Origin of the sequence: Acinetobacter sp. YH12132 (assembly GCF_013418645.1) — a bacterium.
GTDB classification, from domain to species: Bacteria; Pseudomonadota; Gammaproteobacteria; order Pseudomonadales; family Moraxellaceae; genus Acinetobacter; species Acinetobacter indicus.
This window is the reverse complement of record NZ_VPBR01000001.1, coordinates 314,434-334,808: the sequence shown is the minus strand read 5'-3', so window position 1 is coordinate 334,808 and position 20,375 is coordinate 314,434. Positions and strand designations below refer to the sequence as shown.

Here is a 20,375-nt window from a genome sequence, read left to right as displayed (position 1 = left end):
ATTGAAATATAATGAGAAGTATATATATTTAGTGTCGAACTTCCATCAATAAAAAGTGTGTATAACATGATTCGTCGCTTATCTGTACGTCGTTTACTGGGGCTTGGTTTTGCGGTAATTCTCTCTCAAGCGGTCAATGCTGAAGGCTTGACGGTAGAAGAAGCCAATACCATTGTGAAAGAAGACATTGCTGCCGCTCAGGTGATGGCTGAGGTTTGTCCGGCCATTATTGGCAAAAACGCCAAACTGGATAGCAATATTCAGGCTTTAATTGAAACTTACCTGGCAGACTTAAAAGGTCAGACTTTAAGCTACAGCGCACTGCAGGCTGATGCTGAATATAAGAATATTCTGATTGAAGCACGTGATGCTGCTAAAGAAACCACGGCAGATGAACAGAAAACTGTTTGTCAGGATGCTGCTGTAATCGAACTTTAGGTTTGTACTGACGCACCATCTTCACATCAAGAGTAATCAGCATAGGTTGATTGCTCTTTTTTATTGCATTTCTGATTTGGCTTTTTAATTTTGGTTGTGTGTCAGCCTGCTCAGATACACTTCTTTTCTTTTCATTCTGTCAAAAATCATTAAGCTTATGGGCATGTGGTATTTTTAAGTTTTAGGTCTATTTTTTTATGTACACTTCCCAATTAAAAACGAAATCTTTGCAACTTCTGGCTGGTATCGCCATTACTTTGGGTTTGGGGCAAACCGCAGTGGCACAGAATGAAAATATTGAAGTCACACCACTTCAAAAAGTCACCCAGCAGGAACTGGCAGCCATTTATGTATTATCTGAAGTGTGCCCAGCGTTAATTCAGGACAAAGACCAGACTAAATTTAATCAGGGCTATGCCAAACTGGCCAAAGAATATATGCCGGCAGAAAAAGATCCGGTTGCAGCTTTACAAGCCCTAAGCAAGCAAAAAAGTTTTAAGCCGATGCTGGTTGAAGCACAGGCCGATGCCAAAAAAGCGGGAAGCCAGAAAAATAAGGCCATTTGCCAGGAATTGACCGCGTACAGCAAATAAAACTATTTGGTTACAATACTTTTTCCGATAAGCCGATTTCTCCCATAGAAGTCGGCTTTGCTTTATCCTAAAATGCTAGTCTCTTTTGTGCATATATCAAGTATTGGAACACCTAGAATGACTCGAAAAAGCGCCCTTGCTGCCTTACTCCTCCTACCAAGCTTTTCTTATGCAGCAACTGTTTTATCCAATCCACCAGAACTCAACAATAAATCTTATGTTTTAATGGATTATGAAACAGGGCAAATTCTTGCATCGAAAAATGAAAATGAAAAACTTGCCCCGGCGTCAATGACCAAAATGATGACCAGTTTCATCATTGAACAAAAACTATTGAAGGGCGAACTCACGGAAGATGAAAAAGTTCGTATGAACGAATCTGCATGGTGTCGCGGCAGTAGCGCGGAATCATGTATGTATGTTCCGCTGAATGGCACTGCAACTGTACTTGAAATGCTGCGTGGAATTATTGTTCAGTCGGGTAATGATGCCTCTAAAGCCATGGCGGAACACATTGCCGGCAATGAAGGCACCTTCGCACACATGATGAACGAAGAAGCCAAAAAAATTGGCATGACCAATACCCAGTTTATTAACTCGACCGGTATGCCAGCAGACGGCCATTATTCAACAGCCAAAGATATGGCAACCTTGGCCCAGCACATCATTAAAGACAGTTCTAAATATTATCCGATTTATTCAGAAAAAGAATTTACCTTTAATGGCATCCGTCAAGGCAACCGTAATGCCCTGCTCTATACAGACCCAAGTGTTGATGGTTTAAAAACCGGTCATACCAATGAAGCCGGCTACTGTTTAACGACTTCTGCAAAACGTGGCCCAACGCGTCTGATTTCTGTGATTTTTGGTGCGCCAACCATGCAGGAACGTGCGACACAAACACGTGAATTGCTGGCTTGGGGTTATGCCAACTTTGAAACCAAAAATGTACAGCCTGCAAATCAGGTCCTGGCCAAATCTAAAGTCTGGTTTGGTCAGTCGGATGAAGTACAAATTGGTCTGGCTGAAAACTTTAATGTGACCATGCCTAAAGGCAAAGCCAATGAAATTAAAACGCAATTGGTGGTTCAGCCGAAATTGACTGCGCCGCTACAAAAAGGCCAGGTCATTGGTAAATATGTCGCAAGCTTAGATGGTAAAGTAATTGCTGAAAAACCACTGGTGGCTTTAAACGCAGTTGAAGAAGCTGGCTTCTTCTCGCGCCTCATTGACCATATCAAGCAGTTCTTTAGCAACCTGTTCTAAGTTTAAAGCACGACTTTAGACTTAAGTGAAGGCACTCATTCAGCGAATGGGTGCTTTTTCTTTTATACTATTGTCTTGATCATTCCACTTTTACGAGCAGATCACTATGAGTCAGAACATTCGTCCTTATTTAGATACCCATCCACAGATTGATGATTCCTGTTATATCGACCCGATGGGTGTGGTCATTGGTGATGTGGTATTAGGCGAAAATGTCTCGGTTTGGCCGTTTGCCGTAATTCGCGGGGATGTTAATTCTATTCGTATTGGCAACAACTCGAATGTACAGGATCATGCCATGCTGCATGTCAGCCATAAAAAAGCCGACAAGCCAAATGGTTCACCTTTGATTATTGGTGAAGATGTGACGATTGGTCATCATGTGAAGTTGCATGGTTGTACTATTGGGAACCGCGTTTTGGTGGGTATTGGCACGATTATTTTGGATGACGTTGTTGTTGAAGATGATGTGATGATTGGTGCAGGCTCACTTGTTCCACCAAACAAAGTTTTGGAAAGTGGCTATTTGTATATGGGTAGTCCTGTTAAAAAAGTACGTCCGCTAACCGATAAAGAAAAAGCGTTTTTTCCGTATTCAGCGCAGAATTATGTAAAGGTTTCGGGGAATTATAAGTAAAATTGGATTTCGCATAAGAGATTTTATGTTAAATAAAAGCTAAGAATTTATTTAAAAGAGTCCAGCATTTGAAAGGAATTCTGAAAAAAATATATTTAATTATTTACTAAGCTTTTGATAAATAAATATATTTTTTATAAAACTATTTTTGGTCTACTGGTGATATATTCCAAGCCATTAGAAGTCGCCATATATTTGCGTCAATCTCTTGAACGTTATCAAAATGCTTTTGATCTACAATCCAATTAACTTTTACTCCTCCAAGAATAAACTCTTGAGAGCGCACGAATAATTGAAAATTATGGTCTGGTGAGACATAAAACTGAAACCCTGAACTCAAAGCATTCATTGAATGCCCGAAACACATTTTTCCTTTTGAACCATTATTAAACTGATAACAATCCACACCATTTTGAGTTTGCTTTGAGTCAATATTTAAGTTTTTCATTATTTCTGAATCAAAAAATTGCTTTGTATTCCTTTCTGTAGAGCCTCCTAATGTACTTACAAATACTTTGACTTGATCATAATGATCTAAAGTATAATTCCCATGAATACTGTTGTCCGTTGCCTGTACAGTTGAACCATTTAATATCAAATTAAATTCAAGGCCTCCCCCCATATCTATCATTGTCCAAGGCGTTTCTTTTGCTTCCGACTCGCTCAACGATGGATACTTTTTAGGTTGATAGTCAATAGGGAATTGACCAAGATAATGCTCAAGGTGCGGTCGATAAAACTCTCGCTCACACTTCGTACAATGTGTGTCAGGTATATGTTTTCGTCTTTGTCCAAGCTCAGCTTTGATGATGAGCTGATCTGTAAATTTCCATGTCACAATCTCTCCTTCTTTCGGGATATGTACTTTTTCTTTTGGCATACAACCTCCTAAAAGCACCATAGCCATTAGCACCATTCCTTTTTGAAAATAATTCATTACAAACTCTTAATATTTATAAAATATATAATTTAAAAACAGTTAATGACTTAGCTTTTAGCAAAGCTAAAATTAACATAGTACTAATTCCCCCAAATCATTTAAATAATAAAAAACCCCGGCATCCTGCCGGGGTTTTTCGTATTGGTTCGCTCGGTATAACTCCTGTCATACCTTACTTTCCTTGTGCCTATCTCTTGTTATTCTTCTCTGGAACTTCCTGTTCTCCATGTCTTCATCATAGGAAATTGAAGCCAGGTCGTATAGGCGAAAAGGACCGGAATTGCTGTGAGCATATACGTACAAGAGTGGCTAAAAACTGCTCCAGCTTTTACCAAACTAGAAGAGTCATTCCTTAGTTGCATATTCTTATTTAAATGAACAGGTATTCTTACTTTAAGTTGGACACCTGTTCTTATTTTACTTGGACAACAAGAATCTAAACCTGCTGCCAATCATCAGCTATCTCTTTCCAATTTACTTCACGAGCAACTGGATGCCCATGCTGATCTTGTCCAGTCCATACATTCCAGTAATCAGGATCATCTGATCTTGGTCTATGTTCAGTTGAAAGATGATTCATTTGAACCAATACGGGTAATTCCGAAGCCCAACCAAGTAGTATTGCATTTCTAGAAGGTAACGAGGGTAAATCTCTCAATAATCCGCGGAGATTATCAGGCACCAATTTTTGTATCAGTTCTTGATCCCGCTCATTGCTAATCCGATGAAGTAAGAAACTATTACACTGAGAAAGAACAGTCGGTGACAGTTCACTAGGTCTTTGTGACGATAGCATCATACCTAATCCAAACTTTCTACCTTCACGAGCTATTTTTTCAAAAACTTGACAACATATAGATGATGAATTGTGATATTCGGTATCATCCTTATACCGTTTCACAAAAGTATGAGCCTCCTCCATAACTAATACTGTAGGAAGTACTTGCCCATGATTCATTCGACGATATCTTTGTAACGATTCCAATGTCATTCGAGCTATAGTGGCTGCAATGATATGTGCAATTTCTGCTGGAACTAATGAAAGGTCGATAACTGTAACTGTTCCATTTGAAGCATTGTTATTCCCGATATAATTAGAAAGCCAGCCATCCAAAGAGATTTTTTCTGCACCGTCAATCTGACTTGTTAAAACTTTCATTCGAGTATCTGAGAGAAGAGTCTTAATTCTCATTTGCATAGTATCAATATATTCTGAGACACCTAGCAATTCAGCATTTCCTTCAATACTTTTTAATAAATTTTCACCAGAAAATGGTCTTGGAATATCAGCATCTATGGGCAATGCATCCATTGCACTACCACCAAATGAGGTATAGGCAGTTTTTAGTAATTGTAAGAAGTCACTAATCTCAGTTCTATCAAAGTCAAATTGTGCATATTGAGCTGAACGTGCTTGTTCAAAGTGGGTTATCTTTTCTATAATTTCTGTTAAACAAGCTTGTTGATTACCATCAAATACATCTTGATCAGTAAATCCAATTTTCCATTTTTTTAGCTTTTCAAAAAAATTCTTGGGTTTGGGAAAGTTTCCCCAAGGTGAACCTGAGTTAATCTCGATTTGGGTAATGCTAATGAGTGTTCTTAAATATTGTTTCATTTCTTGATGGGCAGATTGCTCAATATTAAAAACACCTTCCCGAACCGAACGTAAAGCCTGAATTAATGTAGGACGTTGAGTTTTAGGACTTGCCTGAGTAAAAGAAACCCATTCAGAACTATTCCAAAGCCATAAAGGAACTTGAAGTTGCTGTATGTCCTCATCTTTGGGTTCTACAGAAAAGATTCGAACGTTTTCTTTGTCTTTAAAAGTTTCTGAATACTCGCCATTAGGATCCAATATGATAAATCGGGCATTTGGCTGACTATGTCTAACTTTTTCTGCTGCATCAAGTGACCAGCGAATCAAACCAGCTACGGAACAAGATTTACCACTTCCAGTATTACCTAATACTGCTAAATGACGACCAAAAAGACGATCTGGATCAATCATCACTTTTGCACCATTTGCCAATGGACTGGTACCTATACAAACTCTTCGATTATCACCAGATTCAACTATATCTTGTAATTGATGTTGAGTTGGTAAAATAACAGGTGTTCCCACTGTGGGGTAGCTTTCTACACCTCTTTGAAATTTATAATAAATCCTATCATTTTCTTCTTTGTCGTAAATCAAACAACCCAAAGGATTTAAGCTCATTTTCCGCAAAGGATATGGTAAATCAACTAAACCAAAATCTTGCATTCCTTTTCTTTTTGGGTATTGTGAGCGTTCTATCGTTATCCATTCAATTTGACCAACTAAATATCCACAATCACTAGCTATAAGAACATATCCATTAACTTTGGGAAATGCTCTTGGTGTGCCTGTGTTTAATGCAGTGCCTTCTGGGGCTTCAATATCAAGTAGAACTTTGATTTCACTTGGTGAAACAAAATCCACAGTCCCTATCCTTAGTGAATCAGCATAAGCTAATGGAGAAATACTCATAATGTAATACCTCCATTAATTTTATCTAAATTTTCTGAAATAATGGATTCTTGATTTGAAGGCAATCTTTGTTTTAAAAGTTCACTCATCCGAGAAGTGGTTTTATCAATTGCGGCTTTAGGTAAATAGTATTGTGTTAAGTTTGTGAGATCTGCTAGTGCAGGACCTATAAGTAAACTAATTTGAGAATTACGTCCCAACTCCTCATATAATTTCATGATTCTTCCCATATTGTCATCATAAGAAATAATGACCAAATGGGTCGATGGGATCGTTAACATATCTCGAATAACTCTATTGATATGATCATCACCGAAACTATAGCCATATGTAACTAGAGTGCTATTAGGACGACAAATAGCAGCAGCCAGATCACGGAATAATTCAACATAAGGATAATTTGCCGTTTCTTGATCTTTTGCTGAATTTGGGTAAATCATTAATTCATGTGGGGTCATATCATCATAACCTGCCACTTCAAGAAATGGATCTATTGATTTTGCTCCAAATGGCAAACCAATACGCCGAATATCTTTATTTACTTGTATCCAATCTACTGATCCGTGAAGTTTTGTATATCGAACAACTCCTTCAAGGTAACGAGGTTCTCCACGGATACCAGGAGGATTATAGTGCATGTCTAAATCTAAACGAGATGACCTAAAAATAGGCATTAAATTGCCTAAAAATCTATCAAGTAAGTGAATACCTGCTAATTCTGAACCAGCTTCGATAAGTCGATCATAGTTCGTTGTAAAAATATTTAACCTATCTCGTACACCAGTACGACTAGCAAAGCTCATTAGAAATGTAACTAAGATATTGAAAGCATTTTCTCTTTTTTCAAAGTTTGCTGTGGCAATACTATTTTCACTAACCAATATTGAATTAGCAAAGTCTTGCATTGCTGTTTCTAATTCTTTTTTAAGGGCAATAGCTTTATCATCATTCAAAATTTCTAGCCCACGAAGCAATTCATTTGCTACACGTAATTGATCTTCTAAGTTACCCTTTTTACGACCAGTCGCTTCAGAGGATTTTTTTGCTGCCTGATTTACTTCATTGTTAAAATTATTAAGTGTTAAAGCATTCATACCCGTAGCAGCTTTATCTGCTGCTAAATAATGAATTGCATGAGTTAAACCAGAACCCGCAAGCAAAGAAAGATGCTCCGATTGAAATAGAGCCGTTAACCATGGCTCAATTCTTGATCGAAGTTCTTTATAAGAAAATGATTCATTAGGATTGAGCCAAGCACACTCAACAACGTCACATAAAGAATATTTCGCAGAATCAGTAGAATCCTGTTTAAATTGAATAGGTGAGTGATCATCCCTAACTTTTATAATATTAATCATATATATCCCCCTTAAATTTAATTATCTCAACTCAATCTCTTTCTTAAACTTATTGTATTGATAATTCATAATCTGCCCATTTACTAGCAATTCAACGGCTTGCTGAATTACTTGTAAAGGTGCAATAAACCACTCTTTCGGTTGATGATTTTTACCCTGCTTATCTGCGACCAATAAATCAAGACAAGATTCACCAAAAAAGGCATGTAGGTAATATTCAAATTTTTGAGGATTAATATTGAAAGCCTGATACTCAGCAATGACTTCAACATCAGCCATCAAATAAGTAGGCTCTTTTTTTGCATTCGCAATACGTTTATCAACAGTTGTCGTGGCGAAACCAATTTTGTAAAGATGATCGTATGATTGGATACGTGGATCTGTACTTTTAGATTTCAGAATATAAATATAACCTGTCGATGTATCATCTTCAGTGATACCGCCAAAATTAGTATAAAAGTTAGAGTTTTCTTGTTCGTTGGTCTCTGAAACAATGCGTCCATCTTTATATAATGCTTTAGCTAATGAACGGTACAGCATGGTTGATTCAGTTCCATTCTCAAAGATAGTACGTGTTCGACCATCTTTACGAAAACGTTTACCGTCAACTGTTTTCGCTTCGGAAGTAAAATTAATATCTGCTAAATAAGCTAATAAGCCGTTTAAGACATAGTAATTACCTTCAACCAGTTGATAACCCTTATCATTAAAGGGTAAGAGCTTACGTTTCCCTTCTCGAAGCTCTCTGTGAACATTTTTAAATAAATGCTCAAACTGATCAAAGTCCTTACAACGTTTACGTTTAGCAACTTCATCTGCTGCTGCACGTTGGACAGGCACATGCTTAATTTTAAAGATGTCACCATCTTTACCATCATCAAGCAAACCTAGATCATCATCGTTAAAAATATCTTCAAGTGATTTAATATCTGACATATCTTTAATCCTGATGTTGTGGCAGCAAATTATGCTCATCATAATCTGCTAAAGCCATGTATTGCTCTGGATTGGTTTGAATTGCTTCTAAACGGCTCGCAAGCATAAACTCAGAAATGTTTTTCATATCCTTAGCAGGTACACGCCCATGCTGTGTCACAAAATTATTAATTTCATTAAATTTTGAGACCAATTGTTCATCAGCCGTTAGACCAGACGTCTTTTTCTTTACGTTTAAAAGACCTAAGTCATCATCAGCAATCATATCTTGAAGCCAGCTAAAATCTTCCACGTATTACACTCCAGCTCGTCTACGTTGCTCACGAATATAAATTAGGCATTCAGCTAATCGTTTTTCAATTAAGTTGTGTGATTCTAGACTAGGCTCACGACCAAACTGAACTTTGAAGGCTTTTAACTTAGGCCATAGCTCAATGGCTTCTTCTTGAGTCATGGTAATTTTAGTTGCTTCGATTGCCTCCTTAATCAATTTTAGTACATTGACGGTGACTTCTTTTGATAGAATTTCAAAAGCTTTTTGGAATGGATTCACAGATTGAATTAAATCAATATTCAGGTCTTCGATATTGATAAATTTATCCGCCATACGAATAAATTTTTTATCACCAACTTCTTTGACTTCTGCTGTGCTAATCACTGAGTCAACGACTAAATATTGACTCACTTCTTCAAGTTCAGCTTTCGTTAAGTCAGGGTATTTGGTTTGGATGATCTTAGGGATAAGGACTTTATTCACCACTTCAGGCTCAACCTTACCTGCTGAACCTGCAATCACCTTAGCATCTTGAAGAATCGCTGCTTTTAGGTCCACAAGATCATTTTCAATAATCGCCTTTGTTTTTGCCGTGCTTGGTTCTTTAAAACCTTTAATCGTGAGTGTTCCTGGCGGAACAATATCTTCATCATCACGTTTAGTTTTAAACTTGAAGTTTGGTGCAAGTATTTGTTCCATTAATAAAGATGCAGTGATGGCTTTCAGCATGTTATTTACTGCAAATTTTACCTCAGTGTCTTGTGCATCAGGTTGAGCAATAAGATTGGTAAATTGCGCATGTGATTTGTTCGAGCTATCTCGTGTACAACGTCCCACAATCTGCACAATTTCAGTCAAAGAGCCACGATAACCAATCGTTAAAGCATGTTCACAGAATTGCCAGTCAAAGCCTTCCTTCGCCATGCCTAGGGCGATGATGAGATCAAGATCATCTACGGTTTTAATGTTACGTAGATATTCAACAACTTTATCACGACCATCTTCTTCAACGAGGTCCGCTACTTTTAAAATCTTACCATCTGAACGTTTGACGGTGATAATTCCAGTATCAGGATCTTTAGCGACAAATTCACCAATGATTTCAAGGATTGCATCCACTTCATCATATTTATCTTTGGTTGATTCACCTGAATTCACATTTGGAATATGAATGATAGTTTTTTTATCGGTATCCAATACTTCGGCAATTGCAATAACGCCTTCATCATCTTCTTTAAAGTAACGTCCTTTATAGAAGTGATAGCCAATGCCTAAAGATTTTAAATAAGTATAGCCATTAAGTTGTTCATAATAGTTAAATGAAACTTTATCAAACTTTGCTTCGTCTTCAGGCGTAAGTACAGGAACACTATCACCACGGAAGTATGAACCCGTCATCGCAACAATATGAGCCGTGGTATTGTCCATTAAAGATTTAAGAACAGTACCCAGAATATTATCGGCATCTGCTGAAACATGATGGAATTCATCGATTGCCACTAATGTATTGTCAAATACATGATCATCGAGTTGTTCAAAAGCAAATCTTAGTGTGGCATGTGTACATACTAAAATTTGATCTGTACCTTCCATAAAACGTTTAAAGGCTTTTACTTTGCTTTTATCGCCACCAGCAGTACATAAATTATTTTCAGGTTTAATATCCCAATCTGCAAAAAAGCCACTTTCGCTCAGCTTAGTGCTGGCAAATGAGCCACCAATAGAGCGTTCAGGTACGGCTACAATAACTTTGCTTACCCCTTGGTTGTGTAGCTTATCTAGCCCTAAAAACATTAAGGCACGAGATTTACCTGAAGCTGGAGGTGCTTTCAGTAGAAGATACTGAGAATTACGAGCATCAAAAGCACGAGCTTGCATAGCTCGCATCCCCATATTATTGATTGAGGTGCTTTGACCTGTTTGCTGATAATTTACTTCTATAATATTTTTCATTATGGATACTCTATACTTTCATTTTTTCATAAAGTTTAAATAGACCCTCTAACCTTTGCTCATCAGTTTTTAGTGGAACTGCTGTATATAGTGAATCTACATATTTATCATTTTCTTCATGGGCTGTTCGTAAATCTAAAGGCATGGAATCAAAATTGTATAACTCTGCTAGGGTTTTATTTGGATAATTTTCTCTTATTGAAAGAATATTAAAGGCATGAGTGGTCAATATTTCTTTTTTTCTTTCAGATAATTTAGGGCATGGGAAATTGTTATAAATAACAGAAGCAGAATATCGGTAATCAGTTTTTAATCTACCACCCACAACTTTCACCCAAGCCATATGCATTTTTGATGTAAGAATACTAAATAGCCAAGGCTCTGCATCATAAATAGCCATTGCTGAATCTAAAATAATAATTTCGTTGGATAAAATACCTATAGGTATATACTCTCTATTTTCAGAGGAAACCCGTGGGATAATAATTTGACTTTGATTTGCTCGGTTTAGATCTCGAAATTGATGTGATCTTGTCGCCAGTCTATTACAACTAGGATCTTTACTACTCAAGCGATGGATCTTTGTTCTTTCTATACGGTCTTTAATTTCCGGAATTGATAAGGCAAGATTCAAATCTTCATCATTTATCCAAAGGCAATATCTAGGAGTACCTTTAATAAATTCACTAGCACCTAACAATTTGAGTAATAGGTATTTAATACTAGGATATTTACTTAATATTTCTTCATATTCTTGTTTGGTTAATATCAGCCCACCTCCATCATTAGCCATATTACCGAAGTTCATTTTTGGAAAATCAACAGATAAAGGAGTATTTCTCTTAGTGACAACTAAATTTTCACTATCTACTAAATAGGCGTTAATATTTTTAACAGATAATATTTTATCATCTTGATAAATAGTTTTTTCTTTAATATTTTCAGGAGATGATATTCCAACTATTACACAAGTGACGCCTGCATTATGGCGTGCATTATTTCTCCATTTAAATGATTGATATGCGAATCTAATCTCCAAGTTGTACATTAAAAGTAATTTAAATATAGTCTCAACTTGCTCGCCTTGGAAAATTGAATTTGTTGTAACAAAGGAAAAATGAGAACTTTTGTAGAAATGAACAAATTTACAAGCTTTATAGAACCAGCCATAGATATAATCTAATGTTGTAGTTTTAATATTTGAATTTATAAAACATTTATTTAATTGTTTTTTTTGTAATTGTGTCTGTAATTTTGAACCTAGATAAGGAGGATTTCCTAAGATATATACTTCTAAGTTTCTATTATCAAACAGACTTTCCCAATCAACTAGTAAAGAGTTATTGCAATAGATATTTCCAGAATCTTTTAAAGGTAAAGTTGGCAATATTTCACCAAACTCATCTCTAAATGCCATATTCATTTGATGTTCTGTCAACCATAAAGACAGAATTGCGACTTCATGAGCAAAATCATCAATTTCTATCCCATAAAATTGAGAAACCTGAATCACTGAAAATGGTTTTGAAAATTGACCTGTTTTTTCAAGTTCTAGTTCTTGAACACGTTTCAAAAGCTCCATTTCAAACTTACGAAGCTCTTTATACGCAATAATAAGGAAGTTACCTGAACCACAAGCAGGATCAAAAATTTTAAGCTGCCCCAAACGTTGCTGTAATTTCAATAACTTATTAACACTGTCTTGGTTTTTCTCTAATTCTTCATATAGATCATTCAAAAATAAAGGTTCAATCACCTTCATGATGTTTGGAACAGAGGTGTAGTGTTGACCCATGGTACTACGCTGTTCTGTATGAACAACTGCTTGGAACATTGAACCAAAAATATCGGGATTAATATCAGACCAATCTAACTCTGCACCACACTCAATCAAAATCCTACGTGATTTACGTGTGAATTTTGGGACTTGAATATCATCTTTAAACAAACCGCCATTTACATACGGAAAATCTGCTAGGTAATCAGGTAAATCTGTTTCGCGATCTTCGGAAGATTGGTTTAACACTTTAAATAATCGACCAATTAAAGATGATAAATCTGATCCATCTTCATTGCTCTTCGATATTGCCGAAGTAAACTGTTTGTCCTTAAAAATCTCAGTATCTTCAGCAAAATAACAAAATAAAAGTCGAGATAAGAAAATATTGAGTTGATGTAAGTTCTCTTTATTATTTAAGTCATCTTCATCAAAATTATCTGCTTTAATTTCGTCAAATAGCTTTGCTAATTTTTCAGCAGCTTTAACATCCGCAGGGTTTTCGCCTTGATATACGGCTTTCTCCATCCCAGCCCATGGTAAGAAGAAATCAAATTTTTTAGCTAAATCACTAAAAGGAACATCCATTGTATCCTGTGTTTTGGTATCTACTGCCAATAGAGTTGTGAAGTCAGTTACGATTAAGAAGCGAATCTTATTACTTTCAGTTCGCTTTTCATTTTTCATCTGATCAATAAGACTATGCAAATCATGCTGTTTGGCAATTTTAAAATAAACCTTCAGCTTCCAAAATAAAGTATTCTCTTTATCCTCTGCTAAATTAGTATCTCCTGAGCGCAGTTTATTTATTGAATACTTACGCAAACCATAAGCCAACAACAATTCATAGATAAATTCTTTTTGATGTAGCTCGCCTTTAGAAATTCTATGGATGAGCTGTTTAATATTTTCTTCTATTTGGACGATATTCATGTGGGCAGAGAACCTTTTAATAACTATTAATTAGTGTATATAAACAATAATTTAAGTAGAATAACTTTTCTTATTTATACAACATAAACTGACATAGCATTAATCGAAAGTCATAGGATGCTTAATATGAAATTCCGAATCTTTCAAAATGTTTTGAATGTATTCTTTTTCATTAAAATCCTTAATAAGCCGTGATCTAAGTAAATCAAAACCTTTCCAATATAATTCATCTAAAGACCGATTAGGTGATTTATCAGCAAGATCATCCATCCATGGAATTTGATGTAGTTGATCAATCAATGGTAAGGGGTGTGTTTCTTCCGACCATATTTTCTTCGCCACTTCTTCAGAAATCAAATAACTGTAGATATTAGGATGATGGTATGAACCATGATATTTTTTTAAAGTTTTAAAGAGTAAACATAAATAAAGCAGAGAATTATACCCACCTACACCAGTTACATCACTAATATGGTAAGGAGTCTGGAAACACTCCACATAATGATTAGAGTATAGTTTAGCTACAATTAGCGAGCCTTCTGCATTGAGACTGCGAAGAAATTTAACTTCTCGCACCGACTGATTTTTTAAGAAAGCTTTTTCAGGATTAGGGGTCAACAACCATCTCAAATCTTTATCTAAATTCTCATCAAAACGGAAGCTCTCAACTTTGAATGGTCTTTCTTTTCCAAAAAGTAACCAATTTGAATTCGCAGATAAGAAGTCAGCGATCCTCTCCAACTGATTAAAAGTTGGTTCCATTTCTGCTCTAAACCATGATTCAGCACTATCTGCTGAATTTTCATCAATTTTATATGCTAATTCTGCAATCGTAAGTTGATCGAAATATTTACTTTTTTTAATTTGATTAAACAGAAAAGTAAGTCGTTCAGCTACATCCTTTTTACGTTGTGTAGGTGTTCTAGCTTGCAAAAAGTTTTCTATAACCTTAGCTGCTTCTAAATGAATATTATTATCCATAACAAAAGAGTCATATAGGCGAGACATTGTCTCAGCATTGATAGACCTCTGATTTATCTTAGCGGCTTCATCAATTTTTAACTTTAAATCTTCTGGAATTCGAAGATTAAACTGAATATCTTTTTTTTTCATGGATTCCACGGACAGTAGGAATTAACAATAGTAGCATTATGATGCAAAAAAACTATTGCGCATATAGAATCATTTCACTACTATAGAATCAAAATGCTACTATCGAGTGATGATCATGCAAGCAACTAAACAATTAAATTTAAGATTACCTGAAGAGCTAGTTTTTTGGATAAAAAGAATGGCTAAGAAAAAACATCAATCAATGAATTCTTATGTACTCACTGAACTTGAACGAATGCAGAAGGAGTCTAAAAATGGGCTAAATTAGTTTTTTAATTTTATCCGTGGAGAAAGATCAATGACCCATGCTGTAACATGAGCCATTGAAAGGTGTCTTTTGACTATCGACACACCTAGCATTTTGTTGAATTACTTTTTGAAAGTCAATAAAGCAAAATGCTTGTTCTTTCTCCCTCAATCTATTTATCTGATTTTGGGAGTTTTCTAATGAAAATACCTGTTGTAATTCAACGAAAAATTTTTGAGTTTTTAACTCAAGGCAATACGCATAGACAAATTGCAAAAAGAGTGAATGTATCACCAACAACTGTTGGCGTTATTGCAAAAAAATTAAATGAAATCCAAATGCCCGTTGCTGAGGTATTGAAAGCATCTAATCAAGAATTTGTAGATATTGTACAAACAGGTGTTGCAAAAAATATTACGAAGTGCAAACCGCTTCCAGATTTTACATATATCAATGATCAAATGAAGATCAGAGATATGACACTTAAGCAATTGTGGATTGAGTTTAAAGAAACAGAGCCAGAATGTGTTTCTTATTCTCGATTTGCGAAATTGTACAAGCAATGGTTGAAAAAATTACACCCATCTATGCGCCAACATTTTACTGCTGGGCAGACGTTACTTGTCGATTTCTGTGGTAAAACAATGCCAATTCACGACATCAATTCAGGTAAGGTGAGGAATGTACAAATCTTTGTAGGTGTACTAGGCGCTTCAAGTTTAATCACTGTGATTGCAGCCGAAACTCAACAAACACATGACTGGTTAAAATGTTTTACAGCCACTTTTGATCGTATAGGTGGTGTTCCAAGAGAAGTAATCACAGATAATCTAAAAGCGGCTGTTATTAAAACAGGACGTAATGGAACGGTTTTCAATAAAACATTTGAACAATTTGCTGACTATCATGATTTTGCAATTCTAAATACTCGCCCACGTACTCCCAAGGACAAAGGGCTAGCAGAGGTTTGTGTTCAAATTATCCAACGTTCTGTCTTGGTCAAATTAAGAGAAAGAAAATTTTTCTCACTTGAAGAATTACAAAAAGCTATCGATGTAGAAGTTGATAGAATCAACAATGGTGTTACTAAGCGTTTTCCTGAAAGTCGATCAGATCGTTTTCATCGATTTGAAAAAAATGAATTACTTGCACTACCTAAACATCCATATCCTTTTTCAAAATGGATATTTCAACAAACCGTTTCAGAGTTTTATCAGTTCACCATTGATGGGAATATTTATTCTGTTCCTTATACTCTGATAGGTAAGAAGTTAGATATCGGTGTTACAAGTCATGAAGTGCAATTCTATTATGAGAATGAATTAATTACTTCACACAGTTTATTAGAGGGTTATGGTCAAGCAAGTATTCTAGAGGAGCATATGCCAGCCAATCATAGGCTTTATAATACTTTAAGCCCAGCAAGTATTAAGCAGTGGGCTAAATCTCTTGGAAACTATGTTTATGAGTTTGTGGAACAAATTCTAAATAAGTCCAAGCAACTCGCTAGTAATATTAAGTCTTTAAATAGGCTTAGAGATTATATTTTAGAAAAAAAGCTTGATTCTGTCCTTAATCAGGCTTGTGAGTATGCATTAAAATATAATCTATTAGCAGTTACAGATCTAATGTATGTACTCAAAAATAGAAAATATATCCAACCTCTAAACACCACTCAAACAATGAATTCCTATACACACGCAAACTTACGTGGTGCTAATTATTTCGGAGGGGATGCAAAATGACTACAAAGAGCGTTATTGCACAAAAAATGCAAGATTTAAAACTCAATGGTTGTTTGAATTGCTTTGTTGATCATTATGATGAAATGGTTAACAGTAAAAAGACCTCATTAGAAATTCTCAATGAATTACTAATCGCCGAGCAAAATGAAGTCAGCAATCGAAAAATCTTATCATTGCTAAATAAATCGAATATACGATATCCGACAAGCAGCCTGACAGAAATAGATTGTTCCAATAAAAAAGGGCTAACAAGTGATATTTTACAAAGTTTTGCTGATTGTGAATGGATCAAGTCCAAACATAATCTAATTTTTACAGGTGCAACTGGCATAGGTAAGACGTGGCTTGCCTCTGCATTTGGAACGAACGCATGTAAGTTGGGTTTTAAAGTCATCTTTTATAATACAACTGAGTTGTTCGAAGATTTCAATAATGCGGTAAATTTGGGAACTATCTTGACCTTAAAGAAGAGATTACTTTCCTGTAAATTGCTCATTTTAGATGATTTTGGTTTATCACAGATCAATAATTCTTGGTTGGCTCATTTTATTAGTGTTATTGATAAACATAGTGACAACGGTTCACTACTAATCACAAGTCAATATGAAACCAATCTATGGCTCAACTACTTTGAGGACCAAACGGTTGGTGAGGCATTGCTAGATCGTATTGTTCATAGGTCCCATATTTTCAATTTGGCAGGTGAATCTATGCGAAAAAAACGAGGTAAAAAAATCGAGTAATTTTTTATTTTTGTCCAAGTAAAGCGACACTTTAATTTACGTATAAGTTTATTAAAGTGTCCAACTTGGATGAGAATGGGTGTTCAAGTAAGTGTTGATTTTGCACTTAGTCATGACTAATATTTCGCATAACAGCCATTATGTTAAATAAGTAAAATTTAGTTATTTTTTTGAGATGATGGAGCTGAGTTCCATGTGTCTAATAAGCGCCATATTGCATTATCAATATCTTGCCATTTCTCCCAATTGTTTAAATTAGTTTCCCATTGAACCCATATATCCCCATACTTATTTGATTCATAGTTATTTCCTATTATTTCAATTGATTCTCCATTTTCTGGTCTTCTTCCTCTTGTATTAACTTTAAGAAAGACACCAGAAACATTTGGAATATTCGAATCTGCATAACAAAATAGATATTCATCAGAAAAAATCCTCCGATAACATTCCAAGCCGAATTTTTTAAATTTCGAATCCATCTTGACATATTCCGGAGTAATATTATTAAGAATTACTTTTTTTGTATCAGTATTATTTTCCCTCATCTCTAAACCTAAACCTTTTATTCGTACTCGTACCTGATCTTTATGATCAGGTGCAAAACCATCCGTAGCTTCTATTTTTTCCCTATTGAAAGTTAAATAAAATTCTAATTGTCGATTAGAGTCAGGCATTGGTAAAGTATTTGCTTCCTCTTGAGTTATAGCGGGAAATTTTTCAGGAATATAGTCAATTGGAAACTGCCCTAAATAATGTTCACGTTCAGGGCGATAAAATTCATTATCAAATTGGTCAGGAATATGTTTTCTACGTGGACCAAGCTTTGCTTTTACTATCAAATTTGGATTCTGCTTCCATGTCACTATTTCCCCTTCTTTAGGAATATCTTTTGAAATATCTTTTGATGTACATCCAATAAGTAACAGGACATACGAGGAAATAATCCAATATCTTTTTATTAGCATTATTTATCTCTTATAAATTTATGATTTCAGCAAAATCAGAATAGTTAAATTTCCCTAAAATTAACATAATACAGGTTATACGAAATTATTTTTACTTCTCTTTTTAAATCAGCATATTAGCTCATACTAAGAAGTCAAAATCACCTGATTTGGACTTCTTTATGGATTTCTCATGTTCCACGCTCATTATTAAGTCCTTGTTTCACACAATTTTTTACTCAAACTCAAAAATCATCTTCTCCAAAGAAATCCCCTTCCCTCATAGCCACATCCCCCTAAATTTTGTAGAATATGCGTTTTACCCCATGGTGCTTTTTTATGACCGCTTGGACTGCGCATGTGACTGTTGCCACCGTTGTTGAAAAAGACGGTAAATTTCTGTTCGTAGAAGAACAGACTGAAGGCGTTACACATACCGTCTTTAACCAGCCTGCAGGTCATGTAGAAGCCGGTGAAACCATTATTGAAGCAGCGGTTCGCGAAACCCTGGAAGAAACCGGATACGATGTACGTATTCAGGCTTTACTGGGCATTTATACCTATACTCCGCCCATGTTTCCAGATCGTACCTATTACCGTTTCTGCTTTCTGGCCGAAGCCATTCACCATCATGCAGATGCACAGCTAGACACTGGTATTGTCCGTGCCGTCTGGATGAGCCCGGATGAACTGCTTGAATCGGCCCGCGCCCGCAGTCCTTTGGTGATTAAAGCCGTACAGGATGCTCAGACCGGACAAAAATATCCTTTATCGCTCATTTACGAGCACCAAAATTCTCCCTTAATTCATAGTGTGGATGCCTAATCCTATGCAACAACGTGTCATCGTCGGTATGTCAGGTGGTGTAGATTCTTCTGTTTCTGCAGCACTCCTCCTTCAACAAGGTTATCAGGTTGAAGGATTGTTCATGAAAAACTGGGAAGAAGATGATGGCACGGAATACTGTACAGCCATGGAAGATCTGGCCGATGCCCAGGCCGTATGCGATAAAATTGGCATCAAACTGCACACCGCCAACTTTGCCATGGAATACTGGGATCGGGTTTTCGAGCACTTCTTGGCAGAATACGCCGCTGGCCGTACCCCTAACCCGGACATTCTGTGCAATAAAGAAATCAAATTCCGTGCGTTTTTAGATCATGCCATTAACCTGGGTGCTGATTTTATTGCAACGGGTCACTACTGCCGTCGTGGTGAAACCATGACCAACTCTAAAGGTGATCAATATGCACCTTTATTGCGTGGTGTCGACAACAACAAAGATCAGACTTACTTCCTGCACGCGGTGCATGGTCGTGAAATTAACAAGACCCTGTTCCCTGTCGGTGAAATTGAAAAGCCACAAGTACGTAAAATTGCAGAAGAATTGGGCTTGGCGACTGCAAAGAAAAAAGACTCCACCGGTATCTGTTTTATTGGTGAACGCCGCTTTAATGACTTCTTAAAACAATATTTACCCGCACAACCCGGAAAAATCGTGCTGGAAGATGGCAAAGAGGTTGGTGAACATCACGGCTTAATGTACTATACGCTCGGTCAACGCGGTGGTATTGGTATTGGCGGCATGAAAGGTGCAGCTGAAGGTGCCTGGTTTGTACTGCATAAAGATGTAGCCGGCAATCGTCTGGTGGTTGGTCAAGGTCATGATCATCCACTGATGCAAAGCACGATTCTGTGGAGCGAATCCATTGATTGGGTCGCAGGTGAACAGGATATTCCTGACACCGGTTTCCGCTGCACGGCAAAAACCCGCTATCGCCAACCTGACCAAGACTGCGTATTATTTAAAGATCCAGAAACACCAAATGGTGTACGTGTTGAATTTGATCAGCCACAACGTGCAGTAACACCAGGTCAAAGCGTGGTGTTCTACGCAGGTGAAGTGTGCTTAGGGGGTGGCGTGATCCATCATACCAATGCCCCTCACCCGGATTTTGTTTAAAGG

The 20,375-nt window shown here is 36.4% G+C and carries 18 protein-coding genes; 9 read left to right on the top strand and 9 right to left on the bottom strand.

The window, feature by feature from the left end:
• Positions 1-66: 66 nt before the first annotated feature.
• The 4 genes from FTU67_RS01555 to FTU67_RS01540 all read left to right on the top strand — a co-directional run bounded on the left by FTU67_RS01555 (position 67) and on the right by FTU67_RS01540 (position 2,934).
• Positions 67-438: an MCR_0457 family protein gene (locus FTU67_RS01555; protein WP_168406056.1), complete on the top strand. Its 372-nt coding sequence runs from the start codon at positions 67-69 to the stop codon at positions 436-438.
• A gap of 197 nt (positions 439-635) precedes the next feature.
• Complete coding sequence (locus FTU67_RS01550; RefSeq protein ID WP_168406057.1) at positions 636-1,031, top strand: MCR_0457 family protein; 396 nt, start codon at positions 636-638, stop codon at positions 1,029-1,031.
• 117 nt (positions 1,032-1,148) lie between these two features.
• Positions 1,149-2,297 (top strand): D-alanyl-D-alanine carboxypeptidase PBP5/6, encoded by a 1,149-nt coding sequence (gene dacC, locus FTU67_RS01545; protein ID WP_168406059.1) that lies wholly within the window; start codon positions 1,149-1,151, stop codon positions 2,295-2,297.
• A gap of 106 nt (positions 2,298-2,403) precedes the next feature.
• Complete coding sequence (locus FTU67_RS01540) at positions 2,404-2,934, top strand: gamma carbonic anhydrase family protein (RefSeq protein WP_180061329.1); 531 nt, start codon at positions 2,404-2,406, stop codon at positions 2,932-2,934.
• 142 nt (positions 2,935-3,076) lie between these two features.
• On the opposite strand, the gene FTU67_RS01535 is transcribed toward FTU67_RS01540, so the two are convergent.
• The 8 genes from FTU67_RS01535 to FTU67_RS01500 form a co-directional block, all read right to left on the bottom strand.
• Positions 3,077-3,871, bottom strand: coding sequence for a hypothetical protein (locus FTU67_RS01535; RefSeq protein ID WP_168383967.1), 795 nt, complete (start codon positions 3,869-3,871; stop codon positions 3,077-3,079).
• Positions 3,872-4,310: 439 nt separating this feature from the next.
• Positions 4,311-6,386 carry an ATP-binding protein gene (locus FTU67_RS01530; protein WP_180061328.1) on the bottom strand — a complete coding sequence of 692 codons (2,076 nt, stop codon included), beginning with the start codon at positions 6,384-6,386 and terminating at the stop codon, positions 4,311-4,313.
• Entirely contained in the window at positions 6,383-7,744 is a 1,362-nt protein-coding gene (locus FTU67_RS01525) for an SIR2 family protein (RefSeq protein WP_180061327.1), read from the bottom strand. The genes FTU67_RS01530 and FTU67_RS01525 overlap by 4 nt, the downstream gene beginning before the upstream one ends.
• Before the next feature lie 21 nt (positions 7,745-7,765).
• Entirely contained in the window at positions 7,766-8,680 is a 915-nt protein-coding gene (locus FTU67_RS01520; RefSeq protein ID WP_180061326.1) for a GIY-YIG nuclease family protein, read from the bottom strand.
• A 4-nt stretch (positions 8,681-8,684) separates the two neighbouring features.
• Positions 8,685-8,972 carry a hypothetical protein gene (locus FTU67_RS01515; RefSeq protein ID WP_020752787.1) on the bottom strand — a complete coding sequence of 96 codons (288 nt, stop codon included), beginning with the start codon at positions 8,970-8,972 and terminating at the stop codon, positions 8,685-8,687.
• 3 nt (positions 8,973-8,975) lie between these two features.
• A complete protein-coding gene (locus FTU67_RS01510; RefSeq protein ID WP_180061325.1) occupies positions 8,976-10,907 on the bottom strand; it encodes a DEAD/DEAH box helicase in 1,932 nt (643 codons plus the stop codon).
• Between the two features lie 10 nt (positions 10,908-10,917).
• Positions 10,918-13,617, bottom strand: coding sequence for a DNA methyltransferase (locus tag FTU67_RS01505; protein ID WP_180061324.1), 2,700 nt, complete (start codon positions 13,615-13,617; stop codon positions 10,918-10,920).
• A 99-nt stretch (positions 13,618-13,716) separates the two neighbouring features.
• Positions 13,717-14,730: an Arc family DNA-binding protein gene (locus tag FTU67_RS01500; RefSeq protein ID WP_180061323.1), complete on the bottom strand. Its 1,014-nt coding sequence runs from the start codon at positions 14,728-14,730 to the stop codon at positions 13,717-13,719.
• A 115-nt stretch (positions 14,731-14,845) separates the two neighbouring features.
• On the opposite strand from FTU67_RS01500, the gene FTU67_RS01495 reads away from it, so the two are divergent.
• The 3 genes from FTU67_RS01495 to FTU67_RS01485 all read left to right on the top strand — a co-directional run bounded on the left by FTU67_RS01495 (position 14,846) and on the right by FTU67_RS01485 (position 17,465).
• Positions 14,846-14,998 (top strand): Arc family DNA-binding protein, encoded by a 153-nt coding sequence (locus FTU67_RS01495; protein ID WP_106405989.1) that lies wholly within the window; start codon positions 14,846-14,848, stop codon positions 14,996-14,998.
• Between the two features lie 179 nt (positions 14,999-15,177).
• Positions 15,178-16,722, top strand: coding sequence for an IS21 family transposase (gene istA, locus FTU67_RS01490; protein WP_180061322.1), 1,545 nt, complete (start codon positions 15,178-15,180; stop codon positions 16,720-16,722).
• On the top strand, positions 16,719-17,465 hold the full coding sequence (locus tag FTU67_RS01485) for an ATP-binding protein (RefSeq protein WP_180061321.1): 747 nt from the start codon (positions 16,719-16,721) through the stop codon (positions 17,463-17,465). The genes istA and FTU67_RS01485 overlap by 4 nt, the downstream gene beginning before the upstream one ends.
• 158 nt (positions 17,466-17,623) lie before the next feature.
• On the opposite strand, the gene FTU67_RS01480 is transcribed toward FTU67_RS01485, so the two are convergent.
• Positions 17,624-18,430: a hypothetical protein gene (locus FTU67_RS01480; RefSeq protein WP_228278815.1), complete on the bottom strand. Its 807-nt coding sequence runs from the start codon at positions 18,428-18,430 to the stop codon at positions 17,624-17,626.
• A gap of 318 nt (positions 18,431-18,748) precedes the next feature.
• Between FTU67_RS01480 and FTU67_RS01475 the strand changes: the two genes are divergently transcribed.
• Entirely contained in the window at positions 18,749-19,234 is a 486-nt protein-coding gene (locus FTU67_RS01475) for an NUDIX hydrolase (RefSeq protein WP_005176771.1), read from the top strand.
• 4 nt (positions 19,235-19,238) lie between these two features.
• The gene (gene mnmA / locus FTU67_RS01470) at positions 19,239-20,372 is read left to right on the top strand and encodes a tRNA 2-thiouridine(34) synthase MnmA (protein WP_075166642.1); all 1,134 of its coding nucleotides are present in this window, start codon (positions 19,239-19,241) and stop codon (positions 20,370-20,372) included.
• Positions 20,373-20,375 lie beyond the last annotated feature (3 nt).

Coding starts and splice junctions, on each gene's coding strand:
- FTU67_RS01555 (WP_168406056.1), top strand. CDS start 67: ATGATTCGTCGCTTATCTGTACGTCGTTTACTGGGGCTTGGTTTTGCG.
- FTU67_RS01550 (WP_168406057.1), top strand. CDS start 636: ATGTACACTTCCCAATTAAAAACGAAATCTTTGCAACTTCTGGCTGGT.
- dacC (WP_168406059.1), top strand. CDS start 1,149: ATGACTCGAAAAAGCGCCCTTGCTGCCTTACTCCTCCTACCAAGCTTT.
- FTU67_RS01540 (WP_180061329.1), top strand. CDS start 2,404: ATGAGTCAGAACATTCGTCCTTATTTAGATACCCATCCACAGATTGAT.
- FTU67_RS01535 (WP_168383967.1), bottom strand. CDS start 3,871: ATGAATTATTTTCAAAAAGGAATGGTGCTAATGGCTATGGTGCTTTTA.
- FTU67_RS01530 (WP_180061328.1), bottom strand. CDS start 6,386: ATGAGTATTTCTCCATTAGCTTATGCTGATTCACTAAGGATAGGGACT.
- FTU67_RS01525 (WP_180061327.1), bottom strand. CDS start 7,744: ATGATTAATATTATAAAAGTTAGGGATGATCACTCACCTATTCAATTT.
- FTU67_RS01520 (WP_180061326.1), bottom strand. CDS start 8,680: ATGTCAGATATTAAATCACTTGAAGATATTTTTAACGATGATGATCTA.
- FTU67_RS01510 (WP_180061325.1), bottom strand. CDS start 10,907: ATGAAAAATATTATAGAAGTAAATTATCAGCAAACAGGTCAAAGCACC.
- FTU67_RS01505 (WP_180061324.1), bottom strand. CDS start 13,617: ATGAATATCGTCCAAATAGAAGAAAATATTAAACAGCTCATCCATAGA.
- FTU67_RS01500 (WP_180061323.1), bottom strand. CDS start 14,730: ATGAAAAAAAAAGATATTCAGTTTAATCTTCGAATTCCAGAAGATTTA.
- FTU67_RS01495 (WP_106405989.1), top strand. CDS start 14,846: ATGCAAGCAACTAAACAATTAAATTTAAGATTACCTGAAGAGCTAGTT.
- istA (WP_180061322.1), top strand. CDS start 15,178: ATGAAAATACCTGTTGTAATTCAACGAAAAATTTTTGAGTTTTTAACT.
- FTU67_RS01485 (WP_180061321.1), top strand. CDS start 16,719: ATGACTACAAAGAGCGTTATTGCACAAAAAATGCAAGATTTAAAACTC.
- FTU67_RS01480 (WP_228278815.1), bottom strand. CDS start 18,430: ATGCTAATAAAAAGATATTGGATTATTTCCTCGTATGTCCTGTTACTT.
- FTU67_RS01475 (WP_005176771.1), top strand. CDS start 18,749: ATGACCGCTTGGACTGCGCATGTGACTGTTGCCACCGTTGTTGAAAAA.
- mnmA (WP_075166642.1), top strand. CDS start 19,239: ATGCAACAACGTGTCATCGTCGGTATGTCAGGTGGTGTAGATTCTTCT.